Here is a 15,216-nt window from a genome sequence, read left to right as displayed (position 1 = left end):
GCGCCAAATAGCAAAATTGACGCGGATTTGTGCCGCAAATGACGGTTTGACCGCATCAATTACCTTTCATCGCCGCCGCTGAGCTCCGACTTTCGCTCCGTTCCTCGTCCTCGATCGCCATGACCGCATCCAACTCCTCCGCCGCCCTCGACTCCATCACGCTCGCCCGTCCCGACGACTGGCACCTGCACGTTCGCGACGGCGAGATGCTCGCGGCCGTGCTGCCGGACACCGCACGCCAGTTCGGCCGCGCGATCATCATGCCGAACCTGAAGCCGCCGGTCACGACCACCGCGATGGCCGAGGCATACCGCGGGCGCATCGTCGCCGCGATCCCGGCCGGCGCGAAGTTCGAACCGCTGATGACCTTGTACCTGACCGACAACACGCCGCCCGACGAGATCCGCCGCGCGCGCGAAAGCGGCTTCGTGCATGGCGTGAAGCTGTATCCGGCGGGCGCAACGACCAATTCGGACGCGGGCGTCACCGACATCATGAAGTGCGCGAAAACGCTCGAAGTCATGCAGGAAGTCGGCATGCCGCTGCTCGTGCACGGTGAAGTGACGGATTCGTCGATCGATCTGTTCGACCGCGAGAAGGTGTTCATCGACCGCGTGATGACGCCGCTGCGCGCGGCGTTTCCGGCGCTGAAGGTGGTGTTCGAGCACATCACGACGAAAGACGCCGTCGACTACATCCGCGAAGCCGGCGTGGCGCCGGGGCTGCTGGGCGCGACGATTACCGCGCATCATTTGCTGTACAACCGCAACGCGATTTTCCAGGGCGGCATTCGCCCGCATTACTACTGCCTGCCGGTGCTCAAGCGTGAAACGCATCGTCTCGCGTTGGTCGAGGCGGCAACGTCGGGCAATCCGCGCTTTTTCCTCGGTACCGACAGCGCGCCGCATCCGAAGGGTTTGAAGGAGCACGCATGCGGTTGCGCGGGCTGCTACACGGCATTGCACGCGCTTGAGTTGTACACGGAAGCGTTCGACAAGGCCGGCGCGCTGGACAAGCTCGAAGGCTTCGCGAGTTTCTTCGGCGCGGACTTCTACGGTCTGCCGCGCAGCGCGGAACAGGTCACGCTGCGTCGCGAGGAATGGACGCTGCCGGCCGAGCTGCCGGTCGGCGACACGCCGGTGGTGCCGCTGCGCGGCGGTGAATCGATCGGCTGGCGCCTCGTTTAAGGCCGGCCGGTTGGTTGTGCATCCGATGCAGATCGACGAGGCCCGTCGGCCGGGTTTCGCCGATATCGACTGGTCGCGGCCGTGGTTCGCGCCATTCGCGCAGCGCGGCGCGCGCTGGCAGAACGCCGCGCTCACTAACTATGCGGCCTTGCTCGCCGGGATGAACGCCGACGCCGCCGCGCTCGGCCAGACGACCGGACGCGGCCAGCGCCTCGCGTTCATCGCGCAGGACGATCTGCCGCCCGGCGCGGCGTACGAGGCGCATATCGGCGCGACCGGCTGCGTGCCGACGCGCCACAACCTGCACGATTTCTTCAATGCGTCGATGTGGTTCGCGTTTCCGCGCATCAAGGCGGCGTTGAATGCGCGGCAGTCGGCGGCCATCGATGTGCTGGGCGTCGGCCCGACGCGCGGCGGCGTGCGCGACATGCTGACTTTGTTCGATGAAAACGCGTTGCTGTTCGCATGCGCCGATCCCTCGTTGGGAGACGCGTTGCGTGGTTTCGACTGGCGCACGTTGCTGGTCGAGCGGCGTGACGCGTGGGGCGTGGCCTGCGAGGTGCGCTGTTTCGGGCACGCGCTGCTGGAAAAGCTGATCGTGCCGTTCAAGGCTTGCACGGGACATGCGTGGATTGTCCACGTACCGCCCGAGTATTTTGACTGGGATGCCGACGCGCGCGATGCCTGGCTTGACGCGTCGGTCAGCGCCGCGCTGTTGACGACCGACGCGCTGACAAGCCGCCTGTTTGCGCCGCTTCCCGTGCTCGGCATTCCGGGCTGGTGGCCCGACAACGAAAGCGCCGCGTTCTACGACGATGTCACCGTTTTCCGCTCCGGGCGACGCGTACGCCCCATCCGTTAGGGACAGGATTGGGCGGTGAACCCGCTTCATTTCCCGGCGCCGCTGCGGTAGATGTTAAAATCCGCGCCAGCAAAGCAGGCCAGGCAGTCGCGGCCTCTGCGGCTTCGGCCAACGAGGGCGAGGAAAGTCCGGACTCCATAGGGCAGGGTGATGGCTAACGGCCATCCGTGGCGACACGCGGAACAGGGCAACAGAAAGCAAACCGCCGATGGCCCGGCGCAAGCCGGGATCAGGTAAGGGTGAAACGGTGCGGTAAGAGCGCACCGCGGCTGCTGCAAGGCAGACCGGCACGGTAACCTCCACCCGGAGCAATTCCAAGTAGGCAGGCTAGCATCTTCGAGATGCAGGGCGGGGCCCCCGTCACGTCTGCGGGTAGGAAGCTTGAGCGCGTCAGTAATGGCGCGCCTAGAGGAATGACTGCTACGCGCGTCGCGTCTTCGGACGGGACGTGTGCACAGAATCCGGCTTATCGGCCTGCTTTGCCACCTGAATAAAAAATGCCGGCGTCCGCGAGGACGTCGGCATTTTTGTTTTCACAACCCATTGATTCCCGCGCCATCAACCCGCGACGATGTCGAACGAATGCGTCAGTTCGGCGGTTTTCGCGATCATGATCGAGGCCGAACAGTATTTGTCGTGCGACAGATTGATCGCGCGCTCCACCGTGGCCGGGTTCAGGTTCTTGCCTGTCACCGTGAAGTGGAAGTGAATTTTGGTGAAAACCTTCGGATCTTCGCTGGCGCGCTCGGCTTTCAGCGTCACCGAACAGCCGGCGATTTCCTGACGGCTCTTTTTCAGGATCATCACGACGTCATAGGCGGTGCAGCCGCCAGTGCCGAGCAGCACCATTTCCATCGGACGCGGCGCCAGATTGCGGCCGCCGCCTTCCAGCGCGCCGTCCATGGCGACCAGATGGCCGCTGCCCGTTTCGGCCGCGAACGCCATGCCGTCCTGACCCATCCAGCTTACTTTGCATTCCATGCTGTGCTCCACCGCGCTTCGCAATATCGAGACGGCATTGTAGCCCGGTGCGTGCGTATCCGCCCGAGGCGACTTTCTACGGAACTTATGCGCAATGACGGCTTGCGTGCTGCGTTGCGGCATGATTTAACAATTCGGGAATGCCCTGATCGCTTTAGGGGTTTTACTCTAGGATATGTCTGTGCGGGGACGGTGATTATTGTTGTAAGTATTTGATTTTGCGTAAGTTATCTCGGATTTGTCTTGATATTTGATATTCCCATATTGTGAAATTGCATTTCGCAATGCAAATGTTCTTGCGTCGCACAAGGGTGACTCATATAATCGTCTTCATCGGTTGCAGCAGTGTGCAACCTCCGCTGTCTCCTCCACCTCCTCCTTTGGTGGATTAAACCCGAACCGCTCGTTCGGGTTTTTTTTCGCCCGTCCCGCCGATCTTTCGCCCAGCGATCTTGTCCGCTGCTTGCCTCGCGGAACTTCCGTTTCTGGGCGGTGCATGAAGTCAAAAAACGTCGATTCGCGCCCGGTTTGCGCCGCCGATCGCGAGACTTTTCCGGCAGACCACCGGACGTTTTGACTTGGCAGTACAAATTCCTTTATAATTCAGGGCTTTTCCGCATCCGCGCCCGCGGAGGAAGAACCAGGGAGAGCCTGCACGCGCCTCGATGCGCACACTACAAGCAGGAAAAAACACTTTGGGCGCAGCAATTTTTTTGGATCGATCATGAAGACGTTTTCCGCAAAAGCCCATGAGGTTACGCGTGAATGGTACGTGATTGACGCGACGGATAAGGTTCTCGGGCGTGTCGCCAGCGAAGTGGCACACCGTCTTCGCGGCAAGCACAAGCCTGAATTCACTCCGCACGTCGACACCGGTGATTTCATCATCGTTATCAACGCCGGCAAGCTGAAGGTCACGGGCAACAAGGTTACCGACAAGAAGTACTACCGTCACTCGGGCTACCCGGGCGGTATCTATGAAACGACGTTCGGCAAGATGCAGGAACGCTTCCCGGGCCGTGCGCTCGAGAAAGCGGTCAAGGGCATGCTGCCGAAGGGCCCGCTCGGCTACGCGATGATCAAGAAGCTGAAGGTCTACGCTGAAGCAACGCATCCGCATTCGGCACAACAGCCGAAAGCGCTCGAGATCTAAGGGGAGCCCATATGATCGGTAACTGGAATTACGGCACGGGCCGCCGCAAGAGCGCCGTCGCACGCGTGTTCATCAAGGCAGGCAAGGGCGAGATCATTGTGAACGGCAAGCCTATCGCCGATTACTTCTCGCGCGAAACGTCGCTGATGATCGTGCGTCAGCCGCTGGAACTCACGAACCACGCTGCTACGTTCGACATCAAGGTCAACGTGAACGGTGGCGGTGAAACGGGTCAAGCCGGCGCGGTTCGCCACGGCATCACCCGCGCGCTGATGGACTACGACGCAACGCTGAAGCCGGAACTGTCGAAGGCAGGCTTCGTGACGCGTGACGCTCGTGAAGTCGAACGTAAGAAGGTCGGCTTCCACAAGGCACGTCGCCGGAAGCAATTCTCGAAGCGTTAATCGTTTCGGGCGCCAACTGGCTCTTGGGCCGGTTCGCTGCAAAAAGCCGCCAACGCTCGTGCGAAGGCGGCTTTTTCTTTGTAGGCACCACGTTTTCCGCGGAAAGAACCCATTGATTTCGTGGGGTTAAGCACGATATCAAGACAAGCCCTACAATAGCGGCTAGAAGCTTTCTGGAGAGTCCGAATGAACGCAGTCACCGAAACACCCGTGACCGACATGCCCGCCCCCTTCGTTTTTACCGACGCAGCGGCTGACAAGGTCAAGCAACTGATCGAAGAAGAAGGCAATGCGGACCTGAAATTGCGCGTTTTCGTGCAAGGCGGCGGCTGCTCGGGCTTTCAATACGGTTTTACGTTCGACGAAGCCGTCAATGAAGACGACACCGTCATGAACAAGAGCGGCGTCCAGCTGCTGATCGATTCGATGAGCTACCAGTATCTGGTTGGCGCTGAGATCGACTACAAGGACGACATCAACGGCGCGCAGTTCGTCATCAAGAACCCGAACGCCACAACCACTTGCGGTTGCGGTTCGTCGTTCTCGGTTTGATGACGGGTTAGCGGCGAGTTGGATGAGAAACGGGGCGCAAGCCCCGTTTTTTATTTGACCTGCCGGACGACGAATGGTCCGGGCGGTTCTGCTCCGTGTAGCGCGGCGCGCGAACCGTGGGCGAAGGATACCGCCCGGTAGGTAATCGGTCGTGCGTACATTAGGCAAGCGCGGCAACGTCCGGTCACGGCGCTTGAGGCACGTCTATCGCGGATAAATCGCCCCCAGCACCCGTTCTGCAGCCGCGCCGGTGACGGCCGGCAAATTGCCCGGTTGCCGTCCGACGCAGCGCATGGCCAGCCACGCGAACGCCAGTGGTTCCACCTGGCTTGGCGGTACGCCGAGGGCATCGGTGGTCATCACGGGTACGCCGCTCACGCCGCTGTCCTCCAGCGCCTGCTGCAACGCCTTCAGAATCTCCGGATTGCGCGCGCCGCCGCCGCACACGTAGACCGCTTTCGCGTCCGACGCATGCCGTTCGATTTCGCGCGCCACCGAGACGGCAGTCAGGGCCACGAGCGTCGCCTGCACGTCGGCGGGTGCGAGGGCGGCGAACGGTTGAAGCTTCGCGTCCAGCCATTCGGCATTGAACAGATCGCGGCCGGTGCTTTTCGGCGGTTGCAGCGTGAAGTAGGGCTCGTCCAGCAACGCATTCAATAGCGAGCGATCCACCTGGCCGCTGGCTGCAAACTGGCCGTTTTCATCAAACGGTTTGTTGAGATGGCGGTGCGCCCATTCGTCAAGCAATGCATTCGCCGGGCCGCAGTCGAAGCCGCGCACGCTGCCCGTCGCGTTGAGAATCGTGATGTTGCTGATGCCGCCCAGATTGCAGACCACTCGCGTTTCGTTCTTCGCGCCGAACACCGTCGCGTGGAACGCGGGCACCAGCGGCGCGCCCTGGCCGCCTGCGGCGACATCGCGGCTGCGGAAGTCCGCGATCACGTCGATGTGCATCATTTCCGCGAGCAACGCCGGATTGTTGATCTGCCGGGTGTAGCCCTTTTCCGGCCGATGCCGCACCGTCTGCCCATGCACGCCGATCGCGCGAACTTCCTCGGCGGACACGCGGCTTTCGCGTAGCAGTTCGTGGCAGCACACGGTGTAGCGGGTGGCGAGCGCATTGGCCGCCAGCGCTTCGCGTTCGATTTCGTTGTCGCCGGGCTGTTGCAGCGCGAACAGCGCCTCGCGCAGGCCGGCCGCGAAGCCGACGAACGCCTCGGCCAGCACCACCGGCGGTTTGCCCTCGGCGAACCGGACGGCCACGCCGTCCACGCCGTCCATGCTGGTGCCGGACATCAGGCCAAGGTAGACGCCGTCTGCGGTGTCATGCGTCACGTTACTGCTCCTTTCGAGAGATCGTTGCGAACCGTTGTCGTTGTAGCAGATTATCCGGCCAAGCGCGCCTGGGAATAAAGCGCGCGATGGCGCGGCTCGGTGCGCTTATCACGGGGTCCGTGGGCGCGGCGGCGCGCATCTATGGGACAATCTCCTTTTTTCGCGACCTCCCGTTTCCAGCATGAGCACCGAGTCCACCAAGCCCAACCCCGCTGCCGCCTTCCCGATCACCGACGAAGTCCGCCACGCGCTCGCCGTCACCAAGCGCGGCGTCGACGAATTGCTGATCGAAGACGAATTCGCGCAGAAACTCGCGAAGAGCGCGGCGACCGGCAAGCCGCTGCGCATCAAGCTCGGGCTCGATCCGACCGCACCGGACATCCATATCGGCCACACGGTCGTGTTGAACAAGATGCGGCAGTTGCAGGATCTCGGCCATACGGTGATTTTCCTGATCGGCGATTTCACGTCGCTGATCGGTGACCCGTCGGGCCGCAACGCTACGCGTCCGCCGCTCACGCGCGAGCAGATCGAATCGAACGCGAAAACGTATTTCGAGCAGGCCGCGCTGGTGCTCGACCGCGACAAGACCGAGATCCGCTACAACAGCGAGTGGTCGATGCCACTCGGCGCCGACGGCATGATCAAGCTCGCGTCGCGCTACACGGTGGCGCGCATTCTCGAGCGCGAAGATTTCACCAAGCGGTTTCAGGGCGGCGTGCCGATCTCGATCCACGAGTTCCTGTACCCGTTGATGCAGGGCTACGACTCGGTCGCGCTGAACGCCGACCTCGAACTCGGCGGCACCGACCAGAAGTTCAACCTGCTGGTGGGTCGTGAGTTGCAGAAGCAGTACGGCCAGGAACAGCAGTGCATCCTGACGATGCCGCTGCTCGAAGGGCTCGATGGCGTCGAGAAGATGTCGAAGTCGAAGAACAACTACATCGGCATCAGCGAAAAGCCGACCGACATGTTCGGCAAGCTGATGAGCATTTCCGACGTTCTGATGTGGCGTTATTTCGAACTGCTGTCGTTCCGTCCGATGGACGAGATCGCGGGCTTTAAAAAGGAAATCGAAGCAGGCCGCAACCCGCGCGATTTCAAGGTGATGCTCGGCCAGGAGATCGTCGCGCGCTTCCATTCGCCGGCGGACGCCGAGCGAGCGCTCGAGGATTTCAATCATCGTGCGAAGGGCGGCGTGCCGGACGACATTCCGGCAGTCGCACTCGCGGGCGCGCCGCTCGCGATCGGCCAACTGCTCAAGCAGGCGAACCTGGTGCCGTCGACCAGCGAAGCGCTGCGCAACATCGAGCAGGGCGGCGTCAAGATCGACGGTACAACCGTGTCCGACAAGGGTTTGAAGGTCGAGGCAGGCGAGTATGTGGTGCAGGTCGGCAAGCGCCGTTTTGCACGCGTCACGCTGACGGCTTGATCGCCCGGAACAACCCATGACGATGATGCGCACGCGCCGTCGCGGAGTTCACCGGTGATCGCGCTGATCCAGCGCGTGCGGCGCGCGGAAGTGCGCGTGGCGGACCGCGTGACGGGCGCGATCGAGGCCGGTCTGCTCGCGCTAGTTTGCGCGGAGCGTGGCGACACCGAGGCGGCCGGGGACAAGCTGCTCGCCAAGGTGCTCGGTTATCGCGTCTTCAGCGACGCGGCCGGCAAGATGAACCTGTCCGTGCAGAATCTGGACGGCGCGGGGCGCGCGGGCGGCTTGCTGCTCGTGTCGCAGTTCACGCTGGCTGCCGACACGAACAGCGGCCTGCGCCCCAGCTTCACGCCGGCCGCGCCGCCGGACGAGGGCAAACGTCTGTTCGACTACTTCGTCGCGGCCGCGCGCGCGAAGCACGCGATTGTCGAGACCGGCGAGTTCGGCGCCGACATGCAGGTATCGCTGGTCAATGACGGGCCGGTGACGTTCTGGTTGCAGACGAACGCGTGAACGGCGGGCGGTTTTTCGCCGTTACGTGAGCTTCTTGCGACCCGTGATCCCTCACTGAGCCGCTCCATTCTCGAGGTAGTCGACGCAACGCATCGGCGTTTGCGCGCGCCTCATCCTTTCACCGCTTTTTGCGACAATAGCGCCTCGGCATAACCGGCGAATGGCGCCCACTCCAATTTCATGACCACGCAGATTCTGTTCATCCGGCACGGCGAGACCGATTGGAACCGCATCAAACGCATTCAGGGGCACATCGACATTCCGTTGGCCACGACGGGCCTCGCGCAGGCGCAACGCCTCGCGCGCCGTTTCGCGGATGAAGCCAGCCGCGGCGCGCGGCTCGACGCGATCTATTCGAGCGACCTGCAGCGCGCGCGGCAAACCGCGCAACCCATCGCCGACGCGCTCGGCTTGACGCTGCAGCTTCGTGAAGCACTGCGCGAGCGGTCGTACGGCGCATTCCAGGGACACGACAGCGACGAGATTTCGCAGCGCTTTCCCGATGAATACGCGCACTGGCAAACGCGCGATGCGGGCTTCGCGCCGCCGGGCGGCGAGTCGCAGCGCGAGCTTTATCATCGCGTGCTGCACGCGATCGAGCCGTTGGTCGCGGCGCATGCTGGCGGCCGGATCGCGGTGGTCGCGCATGGCGGCGTGCTGGATTGCGTGCGCCGTTTTGCCTGCGATCTATCGCTCGATGCGCCGCGCGACTACGCGCTGCTCAACACGAGCGTGAACGCGGTGGACTTCGATAACGGCCGTGCGAAGGTCGTGTCGTGGGCGGATGTATCCCACCTCGACGCGCCCAGCGAGGACGATAGTTTCAAGAAGGTGCCGGAACCGGGCCGTTGATGGCCGGCACGCGCTGAGGGCAGGTGTGGCGCGCGCGGAGCACAGATCGGGTGTCCCGTACGCGCGGTTGGTTGCAGAGATGCGTGCAGCGCGCCAGGCCACGCACCGGCCTGTCGTGATCTCCAGGCGCTTCGGCTCCGGCTACAGCTTGATTCAGCTCGAAGCCGAATCCCACAACCCCGGCAGCGCGCTCGACGCGTCCGGCGCCGCAAGCCCGAAATGCCGGTACGTGAGCAGCGTAGCCACGCGACCGCGCGGCGTGCGCTGCAAAAACCCCTGCTGGATCAGATACGGTTCGAGCACGTCTTCAATGGTGTCGCGCTCCTCGCCGATCGCCGCAGCCAGATTGTCCACGCCGACCGGGCCGCCGTCGAACTTGTACAGGATCGCTTCGAGCAGCTTGCGGTCCATCAGGTCGAAGCCGACCGCGTCCACGTCGAGCATGCGCAACGCGGCGTCCGCGACCTGCGCGGTGATGTTGCCGTCGGCCTTCACTTCGGCGAAATCCCGCACGCGACGCAGCAGGCGGTTCGCGATCCGCGGCGTGCCGCGCGCACGCTTGGCGATTTCGAATGCACCGTCCGGATGAATCTGCGCATTCAGCAACGACGCCGAACGCGTGACGATCCGCGCCAGTTCCTCGGCGTTATAGAACTCGAGCCGCGCGACGATCCCGAAGCGGTCGCGCAGCGGGTTGGTCAGCATGCCCGCGCGCGTGGTCGCGCCGACCAGCGTGAACGGTTGCAGGTCCAGCTTCACGCTGCGCGCGGCCGGCCCCTCGCCAATCATGATGTCGATCTGATAATCCTCCAACGCCGGGTACAGAATTTCCTCGACGACCGGCGAGAGCCGGTGAATTTCGTCGATGAAGAGGACGTCGTTGGCTTCGAGATTGGTGAGCAGGGCGGCGAGGTCGCCGGCGCGTTCGAGCACCGGTCCTGACGTCTGTCGCAGATTCACGCCCATTTCCCGCGCGATGATGTGCGCGAGCGTGGTCTTGCCGAGGCCCGGCGGCCCGAACAGCAGCACGTGGTCGAGCGATTCGGAACGGCGCTTGGCAGCCTCGATGAAGATTTCGAGCTGGCCGCGCACCTTTTCCTGCCCGACATATTCTTCGAGCTGGCGCGGGCGTAACGCGCGCTCGAACGCTTCTTCGTTCGGCGAGACGGGCGTGGCCGCGATGATGCGCTCGGCGGCGAGTTTGTCGGTTTCGATCATCCGGGCATTGTACCGCGCTGGCCTCGTGGCGAAACTCGGCCGAATGGCCAGGGTGCGTTAGGGCGCTGGGCTGTGAGAAGCTTGGCGGGTCGAATGCCAGCGGGCGCCAGGTGACTGGCTCGATGCGGCCGCCTCTTGACCGACCGACACCGCCTCAGCCCTTGGACAAGGCCTTCAACGCAAGCTTGATGCCCTCGGAAACGCCGGTGCCGGCCGGCACGTTCTTGACGGCCGCCAGCGCTTCTTTTTCGGAGTAGCCCAAGGCGAGCAGCGCGTTCAGGATGTCGGACGCATGGTCGGATGCGGAAGCCGCGCCCGCCATTGCGCCGAGGTCGGCGCCGAGCTTGCCCTTCAGTTCGAGCAGCAGGCGTTCGGCGGTCTTCTTGCCGATGCCCGGCACGCGGGTCAGGCGTGCCGCGTCCTGCATCGTCACGGTTTGCGCGAGTTCGTGCACGCTCATGCCGGAGAGTACCGCGAGCGCCATGCGCGCGCCGATGCCGGAGATCTTCAGCAACTCGCGGAAGGTCGCGCGTTCCTCGGCGGTACCGAAGCCGTACAGCAGATGCGCGTCCTCGCGCACGATCATCTGCGTGAGCAGCACCACGCGCTCGCCGTTTGACGGCAGGTTGTAGAACGTGCTCATCGGCACGTCGACTTCGTAGCCGACGCCGTTGCAGTCGACGAGCAGATGCGGCGGGTTTTTTTCCAGCAGAACGCCGGCGATGCGACCGATCATGGGGAGGAGTCAATCCGGAGAGAAAGGGCGAGTGTAGCGCAGCAAACGCGGGCTGCGGATCATGTGCCGGTGCCGCCGCAGTGGTACCAGAAGCCGTGGCCGGAGCGGGCAGGCTCGCGGTCGCGTGAAGAAGGGGCCCAACCGGTCGAGTTGGCCTGGGCTTAACCCACCAGCCGCCCGCGCCGCACCCGCAAGCCCTTCTTCGCCAGCCCGGGTGCGATGCCGCCCAGCGTGCTCAGCGTGGAGCCGCCGTGCGCGTGACAGATCGCCATGCCGAGCGCGTCGGCGGCATCGGTGCCGGGCACGCCGGAGAGGTTGAGCAGCCGCACCACCATCTGCTGCATCTGCTCCTTGGTCGCGCGGCCGTAGCCCACCACGGACTGCTTCAGCTGCAGTGCGGTGTATTCGGCCACCGGCACGCCACCGGCAACCAGTCCGCAGATCGCGGCGCCGCGGGCCTGCCCGAGCAGCAGCGTGGATTGCGGGTTGACGTTGACGAACACTTTTTCGATCGCCGACTGATCCGGCGAGTGCTGACGGATCAGCGTCGAGATGCCTTCGAAGATCGTGCCGAGGCGCGACGGCAGATCGGCGTCCGCGGTTTTGATGACGCCGCTCGCGACGTAGCTGAGCGTATGGCCGTGTTGATCGATCACGCCGAAGCCCGTCACGCGCAGGCCGGGGTCGATACCGAGAATTCTCATGAAGTGCCGCGAATGCCGTAAAAACCAGGTGCTTGGATACTACCGCACGCGCGTCGCGTGACAGCAGCAAGAAACGCCTCGGTGCGTCCGGGGTGAGAAAAAAGCCGTAAAAGAAAACGGCCTGGCGGATGAACCGCCAGGCCGTTTAACGAAAGGCTCGTTATATCGACAGGCATCGACACACATGGACTGATGCCGGTCTGTAGAGATCGGCCTCGATAAGCTCGGGTCGCGCCGGCTTCAACCGCTAGCTACTACTAGCCGTCCAGCCCAACGCCGTCCCCCATCGCTCAATGCCGGAAGTGACGCACGCCCGTCAGCACCATCGCGATATTGTGCTCGTCCGCCGCGCCGATCACTTCGTCGTCGCGCATCGAGCCGCCCGGTTGAATCACGCAGGTCGCGCCCGCCGCCACCACCACATCGAGGCCGTCGCGGAACGGGAAGAACGCGTCCGACGCGACCGCCGAACCGGTCAGCGTCAGCCCGGCGTTCTGTGCCTTGATGCTGGCGATGCGCGCCGAGTCCACGCGGCTCATCTGACCCGCGCCGACGCCGAGCGTCATGCCGTTGCCGCAGAACACGATTGCGTTCGACTTCACGTACTTCGCCACGCGCCACGCGAACAGCAGATCGTCCATTTCCTTCGGCGTCGGGTGACGCTTCGTGACCACGCGCAGTTCGTGCGGCTGCACGTTCTTCGAATCGAGCGATTGCACCAGCAGGCCGCCGCCCACGCGCTTCAGATCGAATGCGTTATGACCGTCGCCCAGCGCGATTTCCAGCAGACGCACGTTCTGCTTCGCCGCGAACACCTGACGCGCCGCCGCGCTGAACGACGGCGCGATCAGCACTTCGACGAACTGCTTCGCCACCGCTTGCGCCGCCGCTTCGTCCACTTCGCGGTTGAACGCGATGATGCCGCCGAATGCCGAGGTCGGATCGGTTTGCAACGCCTTCGCATACGCGTCGTGCGCATCGGCGCCGAGCGCCACGCCGCACGGGTTCGCGTGCTTGACGATCACGCAGGCCGGCACGTCGAACGTCTTCACGCATTCCCACGCTGCATCGGAATCCGCGATGTTGTTGTACGACAGTTCCTTGCCTTGCAACTGGTTGTAGTTCGCCAACGCGCCGGCCGGCACCGCCAGATCGCGGTAGAACGCCGCGCTCTGGTGCGGGTTTTCGCCGTAGCGCAGATCCTGCACCTTGTCGAACGCGAGGTTGAAGGTGGCCGGATACGTGTTGCGCGACTTGTGCTGCAACTCGTCGGTCAGGCTCGTCAGGTAGTTCGTGATCGCGCCGTCGTACTGCGCGGTGTGCGAGAACACCTTGGTGGCGAGGCGGAAGTTCGTCTTGTACGACACCGCGTTGCCGTTCGCGCGCATTTCCTCGAGGACGACCGCGTAGTCGGTCGGGTCGACCACCACCGTCACGTCGCGATGATTCTTCGCGGCCGAGCGCAGCATGGTCGGGCCGCCGATGTCGATGTTCTCGATCGCATCTTCCAGCGAGCATTCTTCCTTCGACACGGTCTGCACGAACGGGTACAGATTCACGACCAGCAGGTCGATGGTCGGAATGTCGTGCTTTTCAAGCGCGGCCATGTGTTCCGGCAGATCGCGGCGCGCGAGAATGCCGCCGTGCACCTTCGGATGCAATGTTTTCACGCGCCCGTCCAGCATTTCCGGGAAGCCCGTGTAATCGGCGACTTCGGTAACGGACAGACCCGCGTCCGCGAGCAGTTTCGCGGTGCCGCCGGTCGACAGGATCTTGACGCCGAGGTCTGACAGCGACTTGGCGAAGTCGACGATGCCGGACTTGTCGGAAACGGAGATGAGCGCTTGCTTGATCATGATGAAGACGAAAAGCCGAAGGGGAAACGTGGCAGGGCGCGAAGAAACGGCAACGAAACGCGATGGAACTACAGCAAACCGTGCTGTTGCAGCTTCTTGCGCAGCGTATTGCGGTTGATGCCGAGATACTCGGCGGCCAGCGACTGATTGCCGCCGGCCTGCTCGAGCACCACTTCGAGCAGGGGTTTTTCAACGCACGAAATCACCATGTCGTAGACGTCGTGCGGATTGGAGCCGTCGAGATCCTGGAAATACACGCCCAGGCTGTCGCGGACAGATTGTTCGATATTGTTCTTGCTCATGCTGCTAGTCGGTCGGTTGGGTCCGGCTCACCGTTCTCGTTGAGCGTTTCGTCGACGTAGACGAGGCGGTCGGAGATCGCCTTCTGTGCGTCGAAGAACTCGTTGACGGCGAGGAGTTGTTCGCGCGTGGTGTCCAGCGTATTCATGCGATGCCGGAACACATTGGCGCCAGAAAGGCCGCGAGTGTACCAGCCGATGTGCTTACGCGCAGTGCGCACGCCGGTAAACTCCCCATAGAACGCGTAGTGATCTTCGAGATGCTCGTTCATCACCTGCTGGATTTCGTCGATGCGCGGCGGCGGCAGCAATTCGCCCGTTTGCAGGAAGTACTCGATCTCGCGGAACAGCCACGGGCGCCCCTGCGCGGCGCGGCCGATCATGATGGCGTCGGCGCCGGTGGCGGCGAGCACTTCGCGCGCCTTGCGCGGCGACGTGATGTCGCCGTTGGCCACCACCGGAATGCGCACGGCGGCTTTCACCGCGGCGATGGTCTCGTATTCGGCGTCGCCGTGATAGAGATCGGCGCGGGTGCGGCCATGCACGGTCAGCATCGAGATGCCGGCGTTTTCGGCGAGGCGCGCGACGTTCAGCGCGTTCTTGTTCTCGCGATTCCAGCCGGTGCGGATTTTCAGCGTGACGGGCACCGCGTCGGGCCCGATGCCCACCGCGCCCACCACCGCCTCGACGATGCGCTGCACCAGCGGTTCGTTCTGCAACAGCGCGGAGCCGGCCGCGACGTTGCAGACCTTCTTGGCCGGACAACCCATATTGATGTCGATGATCTGCGCGCCATTCGCCACGTTGTAGCGCGCGGCCTCGGCCATCATGGCCGGATCGGCGCCGGCGATCTGCACGGCGATCGGTTCGACCTCGCCGGTATGGTTCGCGCGACGCATGGTCTTTTCGCTTTTCCACAGCTGCGCGTTCGAGGCGACCATTTCCGACACCGCGTAGCCCGCGCCGAGACGCTTGCAGAGTTGCCGGAACGGACGGTCGGTCACCCCCGCCATGGGCGCGACGAACAGGTTGTTGCGCAGATTGTGGGAGCCGAGAGTGGGCATGACGTGGACGTGCGATGCGGCCGATTGCCGAAAGTGTCAATCGGAGCGTTCGCGAATTGCGAGGGAAA

16 protein-coding genes and 1 other RNA gene are annotated in these 15,216 nt (G+C 63.4%); 9 read left to right on the top strand and 8 right to left on the bottom strand.

What is annotated here, in order from left to right; genetic code table 11:
* The first annotated feature begins 119 nt into the window (after positions 1-119).
* The 3 genes from pyrC to rnpB all read left to right on the top strand — a co-directional run bounded on the left by pyrC (position 120) and on the right by rnpB (position 2,534).
* Positions 120-1,187 (top strand): dihydroorotase, encoded by a 1,068-nt coding sequence (gene pyrC, locus LFL96_RS16575; RefSeq protein WP_280996273.1) that lies wholly within the window; start codon positions 120-122, stop codon positions 1,185-1,187.
* 25 nt (positions 1,188-1,212) lie between these two features.
* A complete protein-coding gene (locus LFL96_RS16570; protein ID WP_281000801.1) occupies positions 1,213-2,049 on the top strand; it encodes a DUF3025 domain-containing protein in 837 nt (278 codons plus the stop codon).
* Positions 2,050-2,120: 71 nt separating this feature from the next.
* Positions 2,121-2,534: RNase P RNA component class A (gene rnpB, locus LFL96_RS16565), an RNA gene on the top strand.
* Between the two features lie 73 nt (positions 2,535-2,607).
* Here the strand turns inward: rnpB and LFL96_RS16560 are convergent.
* Positions 2,608-3,030: an OsmC family protein gene (locus tag LFL96_RS16560; RefSeq protein WP_280996272.1), complete on the bottom strand. Its 423-nt coding sequence runs from the start codon at positions 3,028-3,030 to the stop codon at positions 2,608-2,610.
* A gap of 724 nt (positions 3,031-3,754) precedes the next feature.
* Between LFL96_RS16560 and rplM the strand changes: the two genes are divergently transcribed.
* The 3 genes from rplM to erpA all read left to right on the top strand — a co-directional run bounded on the left by rplM (position 3,755) and on the right by erpA (position 5,139).
* On the top strand, positions 3,755-4,183 hold the full coding sequence (gene rplM, locus LFL96_RS16555) for a 50S ribosomal protein L13 (RefSeq protein WP_027198819.1): 429 nt from the start codon (positions 3,755-3,757) through the stop codon (positions 4,181-4,183).
* An 11-nt stretch (positions 4,184-4,194) separates the two neighbouring features.
* The gene (gene rpsI, locus LFL96_RS16550; RefSeq protein ID WP_280996271.1) at positions 4,195-4,587 is read left to right on the top strand and encodes a 30S ribosomal protein S9; all 393 of its coding nucleotides are present in this window, start codon (positions 4,195-4,197) and stop codon (positions 4,585-4,587) included.
* 186 nt (positions 4,588-4,773) lie between these two features.
* Positions 4,774-5,139, top strand: coding sequence for an iron-sulfur cluster insertion protein ErpA (gene erpA, locus LFL96_RS16545; protein ID WP_280996270.1), 366 nt, complete (start codon positions 4,774-4,776; stop codon positions 5,137-5,139).
* A 204-nt stretch (positions 5,140-5,343) separates the two neighbouring features.
* Here the strand turns inward: erpA and LFL96_RS16540 are convergent, their stop codons facing one another.
* Complete coding sequence (locus LFL96_RS16540) at positions 5,344-6,474, bottom strand: anhydro-N-acetylmuramic acid kinase (RefSeq protein ID WP_280996269.1); 1,131 nt, start codon at positions 6,472-6,474, stop codon at positions 5,344-5,346.
* A 181-nt stretch (positions 6,475-6,655) separates the two neighbouring features.
* On the opposite strand from LFL96_RS16540, the gene tyrS reads away from it, so the two are divergent.
* From tyrS to LFL96_RS16525, 3 genes are all read left to right on the top strand, one after another.
* The gene (gene tyrS, locus LFL96_RS16535) at positions 6,656-7,906 is read left to right on the top strand and encodes a tyrosine--tRNA ligase (RefSeq protein WP_280996268.1); all 1,251 of its coding nucleotides are present in this window, start codon (positions 6,656-6,658) and stop codon (positions 7,904-7,906) included.
* A gap of 54 nt (positions 7,907-7,960) precedes the next feature.
* Complete coding sequence (dtd, locus tag LFL96_RS16530; protein WP_280996267.1) at positions 7,961-8,419, top strand: D-aminoacyl-tRNA deacylase; 459 nt, start codon at positions 7,961-7,963, stop codon at positions 8,417-8,419.
* A gap of 180 nt (positions 8,420-8,599) precedes the next feature.
* Positions 8,600-9,271 carry a histidine phosphatase family protein gene (locus LFL96_RS16525; protein WP_280996266.1) on the top strand — a complete coding sequence of 224 codons (672 nt, stop codon included), beginning with the start codon at positions 8,600-8,602 and terminating at the stop codon, positions 9,269-9,271.
* Positions 9,272-9,424: 153 nt separating this feature from the next.
* On the opposite strand, the gene ruvB is transcribed toward LFL96_RS16525, so the two are convergent.
* The 6 genes from ruvB to dusB all read right to left on the bottom strand — a co-directional run bounded on the left by ruvB (position 9,425) and on the right by dusB (position 15,148).
* Positions 9,425-10,489 (bottom strand): Holliday junction branch migration DNA helicase RuvB, encoded by a 1,065-nt coding sequence (gene ruvB / locus LFL96_RS16520; protein ID WP_280996265.1) that lies wholly within the window; start codon positions 10,487-10,489, stop codon positions 9,425-9,427.
* Positions 10,490-10,643: 154 nt separating this feature from the next.
* Entirely contained in the window at positions 10,644-11,225 is a 582-nt protein-coding gene (gene ruvA / locus LFL96_RS16515) for a Holliday junction branch migration protein RuvA (RefSeq protein WP_280996264.1), read from the bottom strand.
* Positions 11,226-11,386: 161 nt separating this feature from the next.
* Positions 11,387-11,929, bottom strand: a complete 543-nt coding sequence (gene ruvC / locus LFL96_RS16510; protein ID WP_280996263.1) for a crossover junction endodeoxyribonuclease RuvC — start codon at positions 11,927-11,929, stop codon at positions 11,387-11,389.
* 290 nt (positions 11,930-12,219) lie between these two features.
* Positions 12,220-13,785, bottom strand: a complete 1,566-nt coding sequence (gene purH / locus LFL96_RS16505; protein WP_280996262.1) for a bifunctional phosphoribosylaminoimidazolecarboxamide formyltransferase/IMP cyclohydrolase — start codon at positions 13,783-13,785, stop codon at positions 12,220-12,222.
* 68 nt (positions 13,786-13,853) lie between these two features.
* A complete protein-coding gene (locus LFL96_RS16500) occupies positions 13,854-14,087 on the bottom strand; it encodes a Fis family transcriptional regulator (protein ID WP_020069294.1) in 234 nt (77 codons plus the stop codon).
* The gene (gene dusB, locus LFL96_RS16495; RefSeq protein ID WP_280996261.1) at positions 14,084-15,148 is read right to left on the bottom strand and encodes a tRNA dihydrouridine synthase DusB; all 1,065 of its coding nucleotides are present in this window, start codon (positions 15,146-15,148) and stop codon (positions 14,084-14,086) included. Before dusB ends, LFL96_RS16500 begins: the two co-directional genes overlap by 4 nt.
* Positions 15,149-15,216 lie beyond the last annotated feature (68 nt).

This window comes from Paraburkholderia sp. D15, from assembly GCF_029910215.1.
Taxonomy (GTDB): Bacteria; Pseudomonadota; Gammaproteobacteria; order Burkholderiales; family Burkholderiaceae; genus Paraburkholderia.
This window is presented reverse-complemented; position numbering and strand designations above follow the sequence as displayed.